Here is a 13,759-nt window from a genome sequence, read left to right on the forward strand (position 1 = left end):
TACCCCGTCGGTGGCGATCAGGCACCAACGGCAGGATTTGTGCAGTGTTTCCTTAGATGAATATAATTGCAAGGCAGATGAAGAGTCTGGAGTTCAGATTTCATCTAAATATATATCTCTGGTTGCAAAATTAGAGGGACAGATAAAAGAGCTTGAACAATTAAAGCAAAAATTGAGGGGGGGGGCTTAATCTCCTTGATATCTGCCTAAATCATATCCCAAGGCCTCCTTTTCGGCCTTGGCTTGCTGCCGTGTCTTGTGCTGTTCTACTACTTCGCGCACGCCAGGCACCCTTAGCAGCTGCGCATGCGCACGCTGCCAGTGATCGCGCCGGCGGCTGACCATGGCGATCAGATCCTCAACTGGCAACGCCTCTCCATCAGGGGAGGCGTATCCAGTGCCGTGGCAGTGGGCGCATGGTGAGGTGTGGAACGTCCCGCGATACTCTCCGCGCCCGTCGCACTGAGGACACGCGCCGTGATCTGGTGGCACCCATTCCGCCTGTGATACCTGCCGCATCTGACCCTCCTCGCGGGCATAAAAAACCACCTCGAGGGTGGCGTGGTGTCTACTGTTTCCGCTGCCGGTATTCGTGCAGCGACTCTCGCCGGCGTCTGCCGATCATCCTGGTGTGCCAGCAGCTGGCCAGCAGCGCACCCATCAGCTCGATGCCGATCACCACCACTGTCATCAGTGCCACGGCCACTGGATCTGTCATGACGCGATCCTCTCTACCTGCTCGCATCGAGCCAGGGCGGCGTCCTCGCGCATGATCCGGCCGGTAATCATGCTGGCCAGCGCCGGCGTGATCTCTCTAGTGGCGCATGCCGTCTGCAGGTTGCGCAGATCCGCGCGCAGCTGGGTGCGCTTTTGCTCGATGGAAGGCTCGGCCGGCTCAGGCGGGGCGCTGGCCACCGCATCAAGGCGGCCGGCCCACTCCTCGAGGTCTACCACTCGGCAAAACCAACGGCCGCGCGCAACTTCGATAGCCTGGCGCACGCCTTTGGCCATCATGTAAGCATCGTGCCCCTCGAGGCTGGCGCGCAGATCGCCCAGCTCAGCAGCCAGATGCTCAAGCTGGCCGGCGAGATCCTGCTGGGTGCCCTTGTGTGTTGCGATCATCATGCCTCGCTGGCCTCCTCTAAATGGCTCTGGCGCTTTGCTCTCTGGGTGGCGAGGGCGGCGGCCGCGTGGCCTGTTGTCATCTCGCATCGCTGATATGTGTCATGGGCAGCGTCGTCAATGTCGCTATCGGGTAGCGTGATCATCCCGTGCTCAACGCCATTGATGATGAATCTCTGGCGTTCCTCTGCCAGTGCGGCCATCGCGTCACGCTCCAGTCGCAGTGTTTCGATCAGGCTGTCAGCTGATGCCAGGGCGCTCTCTGCCTTCGATTGATAGTCGGCGCTTGCGGCTGTCACTTTCTGGGCATGCGATTGCGAGGACCGTCTGGCGCTCATCTCGGCAGCGCGTGCGCGCTCCAGGCGCTCGACTTCCTCCGCCGCTGAGATGATGTTGTGCCAGTCATCCGCTTGCGACTGTAGGGCGGCGAGCTGGCGCAGGTATTCTGCGTGGGTATTGGCCATCAGTGAATCCTCAGAATCTGTTGTTTGCGTTATCGTCGAGCGCTTCGATCATCTGGCGGTGCAGCTGGGAGCCGCTGCCGATGGTGTTGAGCCTATTGCTGCCCAGGTAGTCGCAGGCGTCGTGCAGGGCGCGCTCAGCCCGCTGCAGCTGCACGGCTCTGTCGTGGACCATGCGGCCCAGCCCGTCGCGCTCAGCCTTCACCGCTGCCAGCTCCGCCTGCACCTGCTCGCGGCTGGTGATCTCGGCATGTTGGTCACGCTCCAGCTGCTCGATGGCCTCAGCGGCCGCGATCAGCGCCTCGAATGACGCACGATCGGGGCGCAGCTTCGCTACCAGGGCGGCAGCTCGAATGGCTGCCCCGTGCTGTTGGCTCATTGGTCATTGCTCCGGTGCTTGGCGTGGCGGATCTTGCGAGCCGGCCCCAGTAGGGGCGGCTGGCCTTCCTCGAGCAGCCAGGGCATGACGTGCAGGCACTGGCCGCATTGCTTCTCATTGGTGCTGGAGTACAAGACCAGGCGATGGCTGCCGCATTGAGCGCATCGCTTGGTGGATGTGCTCACTGATCGGCATCCTGAATGGTGTAGTGATGGGGGTGCTTGTCGGCATGTTTCGCCAGCAGGCGCGCCACTTCCGGCGTCAGCTTGTCGATGGCGTTGAGATAGCCGCCAGGGATCATGCGATCATCCACCATCATGCCGGCCTCCTCCGCGTCGATCAGGATGGCGAGGCCGGCCAGGGCGTGCGCCAGATGGCTCAGCCCGCTGTCGGGCGCCAGATCCTCGCCCTCAAACCAGGCATTGAGGTGGCGCATGCTGGCACTGACATAGGTGGAGGCCCGCACCCCAGCTGGCCGCCAGTTGGTGCGCCCGTACTTGAGAGCGCCATCCATCAGGGCGAGTGATCCGTGCGCGGTGGCGGTGGCCGGCCATAGGTGCAAGGGCAGCTTGCCCGCGCCTAGTACGTCCTTGGGATTGCTGGCCTTGCTGTCGGGGTAGTGCTCGCCGGTGCCGCCGTTCTGGCCGATGTGATCGAGGCGCTGCTCACTCTCTGGCCAGTCGCTCTCTGCGAGATGCTTCCGCATCCGGCGCCATTCCCTATAGCCAATGGCATCGCGCGGCCCGTACCCGCGCGAGCGCACCAGCCACCCATCGCCCGCCCCTGGCTCAAACCACTGCCAGCCCTCGAGCGTGTCGGGTAGCGCCGGCAGATCCTCGAGGTCATCAGCGGGCATGGGCCACACCGTCAGATGCCTGGCCAGCTCGAGCAGAGCATCATCGAGGCCCAGGCGGGGCACCACGCTGTCAGCAAACGGCTTGCCGATGTCGCGGGGGTGCGTTGCGCGGGCATCCTTTTGCGCCGGCTGCTCGAGGCGCTGCAGCTTCTCTATCAATGCGCTTTCCCATTGCTCGCGGGTGACGCTGATGCGGCCACCGTGATCGGCCATCAGGCTGTAATGCCACTGGTTATCTAGCGGACCCTTTTCCCAGCCCTCGAGGTGGCCGTCCTCAGTGGCGGCCGGCTGGCTGCAGTGGTCGGCCGGTGACGGCCATGCCGGCAGGGTGGCCACCAGCTTCTCGATCAGATCATCGCGCGTCATTGTGTAGCGTCCTTGGGTAGTAGTGGCATCAGGCAGCCCCGTAGCGAATCGAGGCGTAATCGCCCAGGCGCTTGGCCGTGGCGAGCCTGCCGGCGGGGGTGCGCAGCAGATGCGTGATCACCTCCTCGCGGGTGGGCGGTGGCACTGGCTTGCGGGATCGAGTCGCCGGCCCCAGCAGCGCGAGGGCGTCGGACCTTCCGATGCGCGTCATGCGTGACAGCAGCGTGCCCCGCATAATGCCGCGCGCAGCAGCATGCTCGATCAGCGGGGCGGTGATGCCGTCGATAGTGACGATGCTCTGCAGTCCCAGTGTCATGCGTTTTCTCCTTATCCCTATGCGGTGGGCTGGACCTCGCCGCCCATCCATACGATCAGACTGGCCACCGCGTCCTCGAGCACGCCGGCCATCAGTAGGAAATCAGCCTCGATGCGCGCCGCGGCATCCTCATGCTCTGAGGCGTTGGCCTCCTCGATCACCGCATCAGCGAATCGCAGCCCTTTGATCGAGAGGTCATCGCCTAGGGTGAAGGCCACGCGGCCGTCGATCTCGATGGCCAGGCTGGTGGGTATCCGGCCCAAGCTCAGCGCCGTCTGGATCTCCTCGCCATCGAGGTCGAATAGGCGGGCCCGCAAGACGCCATCCTCGCCACCTGGCGCCGTCAGCGTGACGGCATCGCCAATGATCAGACCCTCCGGCCGTGCCTCTGGGCGCGCCAACCATTCGCCCATCACCAGGCTGGGCGGCTGGCTCACGGCCAAGGGCGTCACCTTCAAGCTGCCCAGCGTCTGGCGTAGCAGGTCGAGCACCTGCTCTGCCTTCGATGCGCTGCTGGCGTTGACCGCGATCATGCCGGCCTTGCGGCACCACCAGAGATCAGTGCGCCGTGACTGGGTGAAGGCTCGCGGCAGCAGCTCCTCGAATATCTGTTCTTTCATTGTCAGCCGCTCGCGGCGGCGCAATGACCGGCCCTCAGCGGCTTCGCGCTGGCTCACTCGCGCTTCTAGCTCCTCCGCCACTACGCCGGCAGGGAGCAGCCTTTCCTGCACCTTGGCCGTCATCAGGTGCTTCCCCATCACCTCATGCACCAGGGCGTCACCCTCTATGGCGGGGGTGGTCCATCCAATGCGCCGCGCCTCGACACCCGAGAGTGGGCGGAAACGCTGCTCCGGCAGGGCGGCAGCCAGCTGGCCGTCATCGAGCGGGGCGCTGTCGTGCAGGCGGTATAGGTGCAGGTTCTTAAACCACATGGGCGATCCTCTCTGGTGGGCGCATAGGTCAGCACCCTGGGCAGGGCGCTGGCGTATAGGCACAAAAAAGCCCGCCGGTGATGGGCGGGCAAGGAGGGTGCCGAGAGACACGATTGAACGGGGCGCGTAAAAGGCCCGCCAGGGACATGGCGGGAATCGAGCGCAGCCTGGGCAGGCTATCGGATAACGCCCTCGCGGCTGAGGTGGGCGCTATCCGATGCCCTGCAGTGGGGCCATCGGCGGCACGGCTACTGGCGGCGAGGCCAGATCGCCCTCGGCTCGCAGGCTCCTTTGCCTGGTCATCGCGTCGGCCGCATTCGCCAGCGGCTTGGCTACTCATGGGGCGGTGCCGGCAGATCCGACGCCCTCCGATAAGTGCCGTCTCTCCGGCTGTCGCACCACTCGCCCAGGTGTCGGGGGCATTGCTACTGGCGAGGCAAGGGAGCCAGCACGCTGCCTGCAGGTGTTTTGCTCGATGATCCCAATGGCACCGCCTGCTGGCCTTGGGGCGAGTGCCGCATCAGCGCAGGGCTAGCTGATGGTCATCGGCACTGAGAATGGGGGCGCAGAGCGTCGCGGCTTTGTCGTGGAAATCCGGCCAGCCAGTGCGCTCGCTTTCAGCGAATCCGGCGCGGGTATCGCGCTGCCAGAGCGCTGTCATCTCGCAGTATTCCTTGTCGGCTGCGCTGAGCTTGTGCGCATCGTCGGCCTGCTGGCTGAGGCTGGCGAGGGCGATCAGCCCGCCAGTGACCAGCGCAAAGGCGATGGAGGATCTGACGCTCTGGGTCGATGCGTTTGTGTTCATGTGCCTGCCCTCTGAGTGATCGGTGTTTGATGCGAAACCGTAGGGCAACAATACGTAATCGAATTGGATGTATCAATACGTTAGTGGATTATTTTTGTCGTGCGCGTACGCTCTGCACAAAAAATCAATTTTGTTTGCAGGCCTAGTCTCAGAGGTATGGGTGAGGTGTTACAGGTCTGTGGGTGATGGCGGAGTAGGATGGATGTCGATAATAGCGGGGGGAGGGTGTCACTGTGACAGGGGGGAGGGTGTCACTGTGACAGGGGGGAGGGTGTCACTGTGACAGGGGGAGGGTGTCACTGTGACAGGGGGAGGGTGTCATGGGTGACAGGGGGAGGGTGTCATGGGTGACACCCCTTGAATCTACCATTTGAATCTAACCCCTCTCTCTACTACGCGCGGGTGGTTATTTTTCCCGCATCCAGAGTGAGCTGACGACTACGCCAAGGATCTCGAAAGTGTCATCCATGGCCACCCAGGGTGTCGGCCATGATGGGTTGACCACCTTCAAAAGTGGTTCTTCGCCAGGACTCATCACTAATTGTTTTAGCGTGGCTTCAGCCTTGACTTTCTGCGCCACCACTACGGCATCGCCATGGCGAGGAGTTACATCAGGGTCCATGAATACAATGTTCCCATCGTTGTATTGCGGGGACATTGCCTCGCCACGTACCTGCAGTGCCACGGTATTGGGGCCGGCACCAGGGGGCAGCGGGAAAAGCTGATTTTTCTTGATCTGGCCTTTATCGACTGACTCAAGGTCGCAGACTTCTTCCCAGCTGATCATCGGTGCATACCCCCTCATTTGTGGCGAAGGAGTCAAAATAGCATCCTCAGTAACTACTGTCGATTTATCCAGTATGCTGGGGTTATGCCTGAGATTTTGTTGTGTGGTGCCGAGTGCAGTAGCGATTTTCTCGATATTCGATAGGCGTGGATCTTTGCTGTTTCCGGTGACAATTCTATGCACCGTGGGCTGAGTCAGTCCGGCTCTCCTTCCCAGCTCAGCCTCTGAATATCCGTAATGCTTCATTAGCCGTCTAATATTATCGCTCAGCAATGACATTGCTGTGCCCCCTTCTGGTTAGTGTTCTCGATCCGTTTGCGAATAAGTTTTCATCAGATTGTATTGGCGAGGTGTTGCCCTGGCTAATGGGCTTATGTATTCTTCGCTCAATACGTTTACGAATTGAGGGGAAGTGATGGATTTGATACCAATGCTCGATGCATTGAAGCAATCCGGCATGACTCAAGCGGCTATCGCGCGAGAGTGTCAGGTGCGCCAGCCCACGATCTGCAGAGCCTACAAGGGCGTAGATGTGCGCTATAGCCTGGGCCAAAAGATTGAGGCGCTGTATGTCGAGCGAGTGAAAAACGCTGACGCCTCAAGCAATGCCTAAAAGTATATAGGCATGCAGCGTTGGCACGAATAGGACGGCAACAGGAGGTTTCCCGTGGAGATACATACAGTGCGTGACATGGACAGTTTTCTCGATGCAGTGCATGGCGTGGCGTTCGATAGCCACCCCAAGCAGCTGGCAGACAGGATAGGCATCTCGCAGCGCGCGCTTTATCGCCGCCTCGACGAAAACGACTCGATGCCGCTGCGCCTGACTGACTTCGTGGGGATCTTTTGGAACGTCGATGAGGCCAAGCAGCTGCGCATGCTCGAGCCTTTCCTCGATTACCTGGGCATGACTGCCATCAAGCGCTCTGAGATCGGCAAGGTCGAGAGGGGCGATGTGTTCGCCTCGATGCTGCAGGCGCAGCAGGAGAGTGGCCGGCTTGCGGCGCTGATCCAGGCGGCTATCGCTGATGGGGTGGTCGATGACCAGGAGGCTGATCAGCTGATCCGGCAATCATCTGAATTGAAGCGGCAGCACGACGAGATGATGGGGCAACTGATGGCGATGCGTAGCGGTGCGCCGGCATCGGTGCAGTGAAGAACGGTAGATAAGCGAACGCCCCGCAGGCGACCAAACCATGGCGGGGCGTTCAGTTACACGAGGGGATTATGGCATGACCATCAAGACGAGAGAAGCCAAAGCGCATCTTTCCCAGTATCGGGGCATGAGCTGCGATCAGCTCCAGGCTGAAACCTACCGCCTGGCGGTGAGCATCGAGGCCAGCGAGCGGGGCCACGTCCTCGATCTGCAGAACACCATGCGCCATCACCTGGCCATGGCCGCGTTGCTCGAGTGCGGTGTGGGCAGTGGCGACACCGCGCAGCAGCACGCACGCCGCACCCTGAGCATTGACCACCATATGAGCGAGGCCGGCCGTTATGAGCGTCTGTCGCTGGGCATGGCGGCGCGTGGTGATGAGGTGCCGGCATGAGAATCGACGCACGCACCAACACCGCTCGCCTCGAGGCTGCGCGCAGTAGCGCCGGCCGCAAGGTCGAATTGCTGGAGGATGTGAGGCATTCCCGCGCGGATCTGGCGGCCGAGTATCACGCCGCCTATGCCACCTGGCATAAGTGCAGCGCCATCCTGGCCAAGCGTCGCGGCGAGCCTGACGAGCTGCTGGGCGGCATGGCCTGGCATCAGCGCAAGGCAGCCCGCCACCTCAAGCTCGCAGGGGGTGCGCAATGAGTCTCGAGGCAATGGTCTGGACCCGTAAAACGTTCAGCAAGCTACCCGAGAAGGTGCGCGCTACGTCTCGACTCGCCCTGATGCTGATCGCGGATTATGCCAATGAGGATGCCGAGTGCTGGCCGTCTATCAAGCGCTTATCCGAGGAGATGGGATGCAGTGAGAGCACCGTGCGCCGATCTCTGGCTGAGCTGGTGCAGCTTAACTTGCTAGTGGTGATGCCCCGTACTGCTCAATACGGCCGCCAGACATCCAACGCCTACCGGCTGACCATGGTGGAGGATTTCGCGGCACCCGCTGAGGAGGCAGAGCAGGCACCCACACCGGCAGATCCTGCCGCCCCTGCTGCGCCTGCTGAGCACCCGATATTTGCCAACGCCGCCCAGCAGGATGATCGCGGGCAGCCGGCAGCAGCCCAGGGCACTGGCGGTGCTCGCCAGTTCGCCATGACGCTGGACTGGCAGCCAGAGGCCAAGCACTGGGAAGCGGAAACGCTGAGGCGTGGCGATCCGAGCCTGACGTGGGATCGAGGAGAGCTGGCCGACTTTACTGCGCATTTCGCGGATAAGGCCAATCAGACCAACTCGAGCCGCGCCTGGTGCGCCAAGTTCGCCCGCTGGGCGAGCGATAACCGCAAGCGCCAGGCAGCTCAGCAAGCCCGCGCCGATCAGAACAATGCCAAAAACAATGCCCGCACCGCTGGAGGTTCTACCCATGCAAGCCATCGCCCAACTGGTCCAGTCCGTAACGCCTCCATGTCAGCCGCTGAGGGGCGCGCATACCTCGAGCAGCAACGCCGGCAAGCGCAGGCAGGCGACGCACCAGGCGGCGACATCCTCGATGGGGAATGGAGCAGCTGAGGATCTGCCCCGCGTCACTGAGCGCTCAGTCGATTATCTGTTCGACTGCCTGGCGCAGCTGCACGGGGCGCACTGGCATCGCCGGTGCCGTGAAATGGGCTGGGGATTCGAGCGTGATGGCCAGTGGATCAGCTGCGATGCCGAGGGTGACTGGCTGCAGGCACTCGCCCACCTGACAACCAAGCACCTGCAATGCGGGATCAAGGCCGAGAAGGCGCGCACCGGCACCTCGCTGCGCCAGCGTGGCAACGTCTTCCCGCCTGATAGCGCCATGCAGTTTGCCGAGATGTGCCAGATGACACCCGAGGGGCTGGGGCTACCTGATTTCGATACCGCTTGGCAGGCGCTGCAGGACCATGCGTTCGCCGGCCGGCCCTACCCGCACGACGCCATCGCGGCCGCTGCTGAGTTCATGGATCTGCACGGCATGGCATCAGCGAGCTATCGCCAGATGGAAAAGCACGAAAAGGCGTTCCGCGTGTATTACGGCCAGGTGGTGGATCGCCACGCACGCGGTGAGGGCTTCAAGGCTCAGGCAGCACTGGGGCATGACGGCCAGCTCTCGCGGGCTGAGCAGGCAGCACTGGCCGGCCAAGCGCGGGCCCAGCAGGCAGCCTCAGACCTTGCGGGCATCACGCCGGCCCAGGCGCTCAAGCTGATGAGAGGAGGGCTGCCCAGTGACTGATCACCCAATGCCCCTGACCGCCACGCCAGAGCTGACCACCGTGGGGAATCGCTACTGGTGTCATGGGTGCTCTCGATACCGGCCCAAAAGCCAGATGCATGAGCAGGTCAGCCAGTATGAGTGGCAGCAGCTGATGGAATGCAAAGACTGCCAGCAGAGCAAGGGCCATGCCCATCGCACCGCCGTCAACGTCCTAAACCGCATGAGATCAGAATCGCAGAGGTAACGATGATGCACGCGAGCCAGACCCAGATCGCCACCACCATCACCAACGCCGGCGGCAATGCTGCCGGCACCAAGCGCCCCCGCCGCGCAACGCTCGACAATCCGGCCAGCCAGCTGGGGCGCACCTATCTGGCACTGAGCGCCGCGAGCCGCTGGCTGATGCTGCACGAATTGGCCGGCGAGATCCGTGGCCGCTTCGACAAGATGGACAGCGAGGCGGCCATCAGCGCCCGTCTGCGCGATCTGCGCCGGCATCATGGCCTGAGAGTGGAGAGCCGCCGGCGAGGCGATAGCGCGGCGCATGAGTACCGTCTGCAGCGTCTGACACCGGCCAAGGCCCAGCCGGACATGCTCGAGGCTTTGCAATGAGCTATCGGCCGCCAGGCAGCAACCGCCGCCCCAATCGCTCGATATACCGCCGGTGCTTTGCGTGCGGGCGCAGCGTGACCATCCAGCAGCTGGCACCCTGCCTGGGGACGTGCAAGCAGTGCCTTTCGAGAGGCGCCCCACGATATGACAGTGCCGGCAAGCGCATGAGGAGGAGAGCATGACCGATACACCCCACCGGCCACCACCAGGGCCAATGGCTCGCCGTGCGGGGCAGCTATGCCACCTCGAGCGTTTCCGGCTCTACCTGGACCACGCCAAGCGCGCACGGCATGGCATCCACGCCAACGCCTTGCCAGATGGCACCCATCAGGTGGAGGACGCGGCCGACTTTCTCCGCACCGCTTGCGGGGTGTCGAGCAGTGCAGAGCTGGACACCGACAAGCGCGCCGCTCACATGCTGCGCCGGATCATTGCCGACTACCGCCGCTGGCATAGCGCTGGGGCTGCGCGGCAGGGGATGGCGCCATGCGATTGACTGACAGTGATCTGCGCCAGCTGGAGGCCCGCAAGCGTGAGCGCGACCTCAAGATGCCGCCACGCCTGACCGCTGGGGAGAGGTTCGCAATGCTGGATCAGATAGTCGCCGTGACTGGCTTCACGCCTGCCGACATCGAGCGCCGTATGGGCGTTTGCAAAGGCACTGTGCATCGCTGGGTGCGTCATGTCAGCGAGGTGCCAGGGCATTGGGAGGGCAGGCTGATCGAATTGCACCGGCAGGTCATACCCGAGGAGGCAGCAGCATGATCGCAACGGCAAGGCCGGCCCCGCGCAAGGTCACGAAGCGCCCCGCCACTGGCCGCCGCATCGACCGTGAGGGGCACGAGCAGATGGTGCTGATCCGCTGGCTCAATGGCGAGCAGCGGCGCGGCAAGCAGGTGGGGGTGCTGCTCGAGGATGTCACCTATCACGTCCCCAATGGCGGCCAGCGCAACAAGAAAACGGCCGCCGATCTCAAGGCCCAGGGCGTGCGCGCCGGTGTCAGTGACCTGGTGATCGCATCAGCACGGGGCGGGTGGCACGGCCTCTATCTCGAGTTCAAGGCGGCACCGCCACACGATGCCGCGCTCGCGGGCAGTCAGCGCGAGTGGCTGGCGCGCATGGAGGCGAGAGGTTATCTGGCGGTGCTGGCCAAGGGTGTCGAGGAGGCTAAGGCGGTGCTGATCGCCTATGCCGACTGGCCGGCCACCCAGGTGGTCGGGTGCCCCGAATCAATGCCCCACGGCAGTGCCTGGCGGCGAATCGCAGCAGAGTAGCACTGGACGGGGTGACGTATGCAGCAGATCGAGCACATGGGATTGATGGCGACGCTCCGCCTGATCGAGAAGCTGCCAGAGGGAGAGCGCCGCCGGCGCGCCCAGGTGCATGCCCTCGATGAGCTGCTGGAGGAGGAGATCGAGTGGCGCACCGGTTTGCGGCATCAGAATGCAGGCTGGCACAAAATCAGCAGTGTGGGCGGGGCTGGCGAGGGGCGCGGCGATTGTACTGGCCTGGTGGATCATGTCGGCCTGGCGGCTGAGCGCTACCGCGAGGAGAGTCAGTGGCGGACCATGGCAGCCGCCTTGCTCTCTCGACTGCCTGAGCGCCAGCGCCTGGCGGTCTTGCTATCAGCCTATGCGGTGCGTCCGGTGAAGTATTGCCAATCTGCTCGCATGATGACGCATGCCCAGCTGGTGCAGGCCCAGGTGAGCGTCGCTGCCCGACTGGGGTGGACGCCTGGCGCTGTCGCCGTCGAGCCTTTCCCCACCGTCAAGGCGCTGCAGCGGGCAGCTGAGAAGGGCCGGCAGCAGCTGCTCGAGGTGGTCGCGGCGCAGGCTGAGCTGATGGCCTGATGCTCAATATGCGGTAGGGGAATAACCAATCTCGATACCATATCTTGATTTATGGGGGGAATGGGGGTATCGTCCCGTTATCATGTGATTCTTGCGACCCGAGATCACAACCCCTTCAAAAGCCTCGCCAACCGGCGGGGCTTTGTCGTTTCTGCCTATTGGTGCCGCCCATGTCTGCACAAGCTCCAGAGCATTGGCTCGATGAGGTCGAGCTGGTGGCGTTCGATGCCCCAGCAGATCCGGCCGCTGATGATGCCGGCAACCTGCGCGCCTTCCTCGACATGCTCGCCCATGCCGAGGGCACCCCGCGTTTCAGCACGCGCGATGGTTATGACGTGATGGTGGGCGGCTCCACGTTCGATAGCTTCGATGATCACCCGCGCCAGGCGGTGTGGCTGCCGAATTATGGGATCAACTCGACCGCCGCCGGCCGTTATCAGTTCCTGATCCGCACCTGGGATGATCTCGCGCACCGATTCCACCTGCGCGACTTCTCGCCCGCGTCTCAGGATGAAGCGGCAAAGCAGCTGATTCGCCAGTGCAAGGCGCTGGGCATGGTGTATGACGGCCATATCGCTGATGCCATCCATGCGTGCCGGCGAATCTGGGCGAGCCTGCCAGGGGCGGGCTACGGCCAGCGAGAGATCGACACCGACGAATTGCTGGGCGTCTATGCGCGCGCCGGCGGCAACATGGCATAACGATAACAACGATCTGCGCAGGGCCACCGATTCAGGAGGCCATTATGCAAGACGACACACGCGAGCCATCTTCTATGCCACACCGCGACCCATCGACATGGCAGGCGCTGCTGGCATGGCTGACGCCCTATCTCGCCACGATATACGCCGCTGCGCTGAGCTTCGTGATCGCTCTGCTGCGCGGCTTGCATGCCGGCGGCCCCGTTTATAAATCAGTCCTCGAGGCTGGGATGGTGGGCGGCCTTACCTTAACGCTAAAGCCTTTGCTTGATTGGGGCGGCCTTGATCCTGATATGGCCGTGTTCTTTGGTGGCTTTATAGCCTTCCTGGGTGTCGAGTGGCTGCGCGCCAAATCAGACGCCCTTTTCGACAAGGTGGTGGGGCGATGGCTGCGCTGATCCTTACGGCATGGGGCTGGGCGCGACGCCTGGTCGCTGCTCTGCCCTTCGAGGCGATACTGATAGCCATCGCCATCGGGTGGGGCGGCATGCAGACCTATGCGGCGACGCGCGCAGAGAGCCGCGCCGATGACCTCAAAGCTGAGCTATCCACCGCGAATGCGGTAAACGCCGGACTCGAGCAGGTGGCCTACTACTACGGCAGCCAAATGCGCCGGCTATCAGCGGCACTCGAGGCCCGCGAGGCCAGCCGCGTCATCGACGACCAATCAATCGCCGCCGCTCGAGCGGCTGCCCGTCAGCTGGAGAGAGATGATGCATCGACTGCCGACTGGGCTGGCCGGCCTGTGCCTGATGATGCTGCTCAGTGGCTGCGCGCTCTTCGAGAGCAGGGTGGCAACGCTACCGATTAGCATGCAGTGCCGGCCTGATGTGCCCGCCTACCTGCTCGCCCCAGTGGCCGCGCCTGATCGGCCGGTGACATCTAACCGCGACCTGCTCTCGCTGCTCGCTGACTATGAGGCCCAACGCCGGCGCTTCAATGCTGATCGCACGGCGATGGCCTCGCTACTTAGCGGATTTAAGAAATTCCGCAGCAAGACTTATATTAAGTAGGTGCTTCATCATTACGACTGGATGAAAAATCAGCAGCTTCTTGCAAGCTCTCAAATGTTGCGACTTCTTCGTCTCTGAAATGTGTGTTTATTACACTCCAGGTTACTGGGTTAATATTGCCGTCATCAGGGTAAATAGGGCGAACTTGATATTTACCCTCTATTAAAGAATTAAGGAAACACTGCACAAATCCTGCCGTTGGTGCCTGATCGCCACCGACGGGGT

Annotated in this window: 25 protein-coding genes; 15 read left to right on the forward strand and 10 right to left on the reverse strand. The window is 62.6% G+C overall.

Features of this window, described 5'->3' with window-relative positions; genetic code table 11:
• Positions 1–190 (forward strand): hypothetical protein (locus tag QD208_RS17130; RefSeq protein WP_279837610.1); only part of this gene is annotated, 190 nt, incomplete at its 5' end.
• Between the two features lie 378 nt (positions 191–568).
• Here QD208_RS17130 and QD208_RS17135 read toward each other — a convergent pair.
• The 9 genes from QD208_RS17135 to QD208_RS17175 form a co-directional block, all read right to left on the reverse strand.
• Positions 569–718 carry a hypothetical protein gene (locus QD208_RS17135; protein ID WP_279837611.1) on the reverse strand — a complete coding sequence of 50 codons (150 nt, stop codon included), beginning with the start codon at positions 716–718 and terminating at the stop codon, positions 569–571.
• Positions 715–1,125, reverse strand: coding sequence for a hypothetical protein (locus QD208_RS17140; protein WP_279837613.1), 411 nt, complete (start codon positions 1,123–1,125; stop codon positions 715–717). Before QD208_RS17140 ends, QD208_RS17135 begins: the two co-directional genes overlap by 4 nt.
• On the reverse strand, positions 1,122–1,586 hold the full coding sequence (locus QD208_RS17145; protein ID WP_279837614.1) for a hypothetical protein: 465 nt from the start codon (positions 1,584–1,586) through the stop codon (positions 1,122–1,124). The genes QD208_RS17140 and QD208_RS17145 overlap by 4 nt, the downstream gene beginning before the upstream one ends.
• Positions 1,587–1,596: 10 nt before the next feature.
• Positions 1,597–1,962, reverse strand: coding sequence for a hypothetical protein (locus QD208_RS17150; RefSeq protein WP_279837615.1), 366 nt, complete (start codon positions 1,960–1,962; stop codon positions 1,597–1,599).
• A gap of 181 nt (positions 1,963–2,143) precedes the next feature.
• The gene (locus tag QD208_RS17155) at positions 2,144–3,184 is read right to left on the reverse strand and encodes a dATP/dGTP diphosphohydrolase domain-containing protein (protein ID WP_279837616.1); all 1,041 of its coding nucleotides are present in this window, start codon (positions 3,182–3,184) and stop codon (positions 2,144–2,146) included.
• 28 nt (positions 3,185–3,212) lie between these two features.
• A complete protein-coding gene (locus tag QD208_RS17160) occupies positions 3,213–3,500 on the reverse strand; it encodes a hypothetical protein (RefSeq protein WP_279837617.1) in 288 nt (95 codons plus the stop codon).
• A gap of 17 nt (positions 3,501–3,517) precedes the next feature.
• Positions 3,518–4,432, reverse strand: coding sequence for a recombination-associated protein RdgC (locus tag QD208_RS17165; RefSeq protein ID WP_279837618.1), 915 nt, complete (start codon positions 4,430–4,432; stop codon positions 3,518–3,520).
• A 520-nt stretch (positions 4,433–4,952) separates the two neighbouring features.
• Positions 4,953–5,237 carry a hypothetical protein gene (locus QD208_RS17170; protein ID WP_279837620.1) on the reverse strand — a complete coding sequence of 95 codons (285 nt, stop codon included), beginning with the start codon at positions 5,235–5,237 and terminating at the stop codon, positions 4,953–4,955.
• A 406-nt stretch (positions 5,238–5,643) separates the two neighbouring features.
• Entirely contained in the window at positions 5,644–6,303 is a 660-nt protein-coding gene (locus QD208_RS17175; protein WP_279837622.1) for a S24 family peptidase, read from the reverse strand.
• A 151-nt stretch (positions 6,304–6,454) separates the two neighbouring features.
• Between QD208_RS17175 and QD208_RS17180 the strand changes: the two genes are divergently transcribed.
• The 14 genes from QD208_RS17180 to QD208_RS17245 all read left to right on the forward strand — a co-directional run bounded on the left by QD208_RS17180 (position 6,455) and on the right by QD208_RS17245 (position 13,332).
• Positions 6,455–6,637 (forward strand): hypothetical protein, encoded by a 183-nt coding sequence (locus QD208_RS17180; RefSeq protein ID WP_279837624.1) that lies wholly within the window; start codon positions 6,455–6,457, stop codon positions 6,635–6,637.
• A gap of 78 nt (positions 6,638–6,715) precedes the next feature.
• Entirely contained in the window at positions 6,716–7,180 is a 465-nt protein-coding gene (locus tag QD208_RS17185; protein WP_279837625.1) for a phage regulatory CII family protein, read from the forward strand.
• 76 nt (positions 7,181–7,256) lie between these two features.
• A complete protein-coding gene (locus QD208_RS17190) occupies positions 7,257–7,574 on the forward strand; it encodes a hypothetical protein (protein ID WP_279837626.1) in 318 nt (105 codons plus the stop codon).
• Positions 7,571–7,831, forward strand: a complete 261-nt coding sequence (locus QD208_RS17195; RefSeq protein ID WP_279837627.1) for a hypothetical protein — start codon at positions 7,571–7,573, stop codon at positions 7,829–7,831. Before QD208_RS17190 ends, QD208_RS17195 begins: the two co-directional genes overlap by 4 nt.
• Before the next feature lie 11 nt (positions 7,832–7,842).
• Positions 7,843–8,691, forward strand: coding sequence for a helix-turn-helix domain-containing protein (locus QD208_RS17200; protein ID WP_279837628.1), 849 nt, complete (start codon positions 7,843–7,845; stop codon positions 8,689–8,691).
• A gap of 94 nt (positions 8,692–8,785) precedes the next feature.
• The gene (locus tag QD208_RS17205; protein ID WP_279837629.1) at positions 8,786–9,376 is read left to right on the forward strand and encodes a hypothetical protein; all 591 of its coding nucleotides are present in this window, start codon (positions 8,786–8,788) and stop codon (positions 9,374–9,376) included.
• Between the two features lie 228 nt (positions 9,377–9,604).
• Positions 9,605–9,970, forward strand: coding sequence for a hypothetical protein (locus QD208_RS17210; RefSeq protein ID WP_279837630.1), 366 nt, complete (start codon positions 9,605–9,607; stop codon positions 9,968–9,970).
• A gap of 178 nt (positions 9,971–10,148) precedes the next feature.
• Positions 10,149–10,466, forward strand: coding sequence for a hypothetical protein (locus QD208_RS17215; RefSeq protein ID WP_279837631.1), 318 nt, complete (start codon positions 10,149–10,151; stop codon positions 10,464–10,466).
• 89 nt (positions 10,467–10,555) lie between these two features.
• Positions 10,556–10,735, forward strand: coding sequence for a hypothetical protein (locus tag QD208_RS17220; protein ID WP_279837632.1), 180 nt, complete (start codon positions 10,556–10,558; stop codon positions 10,733–10,735).
• Positions 10,732–11,244 (forward strand): VRR-NUC domain-containing protein, encoded by a 513-nt coding sequence (locus QD208_RS17225; protein WP_279837633.1) that lies wholly within the window; start codon positions 10,732–10,734, stop codon positions 11,242–11,244. Before QD208_RS17220 ends, QD208_RS17225 begins: the two co-directional genes overlap by 4 nt.
• An 18-nt stretch (positions 11,245–11,262) precedes the next feature.
• Positions 11,263–11,820 carry a hypothetical protein gene (locus tag QD208_RS17230; protein WP_279837634.1) on the forward strand — a complete coding sequence of 186 codons (558 nt, stop codon included), beginning with the start codon at positions 11,263–11,265 and terminating at the stop codon, positions 11,818–11,820.
• Positions 11,821–11,990: 170 nt separating this feature from the next.
• Positions 11,991–12,521 (forward strand): glycoside hydrolase family 104 protein, encoded by a 531-nt coding sequence (locus QD208_RS17235; protein WP_279837635.1) that lies wholly within the window; start codon positions 11,991–11,993, stop codon positions 12,519–12,521.
• 44 nt (positions 12,522–12,565) lie between these two features.
• Positions 12,566–12,919: a phage holin, lambda family gene (locus QD208_RS17240; RefSeq protein ID WP_279837636.1), complete on the forward strand. Its 354-nt coding sequence runs from the start codon at positions 12,566–12,568 to the stop codon at positions 12,917–12,919.
• Positions 12,907–13,332 carry a hypothetical protein gene (locus QD208_RS17245; protein ID WP_279837637.1) on the forward strand — a complete coding sequence of 142 codons (426 nt, stop codon included), beginning with the start codon at positions 12,907–12,909 and terminating at the stop codon, positions 13,330–13,332. Before QD208_RS17240 ends, QD208_RS17245 begins: the two co-directional genes overlap by 13 nt.
• A gap of 194 nt (positions 13,333–13,526) precedes the next feature.
• On the opposite strand, the gene QD208_RS17250 is transcribed toward QD208_RS17245, so the two are convergent.
• On the reverse strand, positions 13,527–13,759 hold a 233-nt coding region (locus tag QD208_RS17250; RefSeq protein WP_279837638.1), incomplete at its 5' end, for a hypothetical protein.

Origin of the sequence: Cobetia sp. 29-18-1 (genome assembly GCF_029846405.1) — a bacterium.
Classification (GTDB): domain Bacteria; phylum Pseudomonadota; class Gammaproteobacteria; order Pseudomonadales; family Halomonadaceae; genus Cobetia; species Cobetia amphilecti.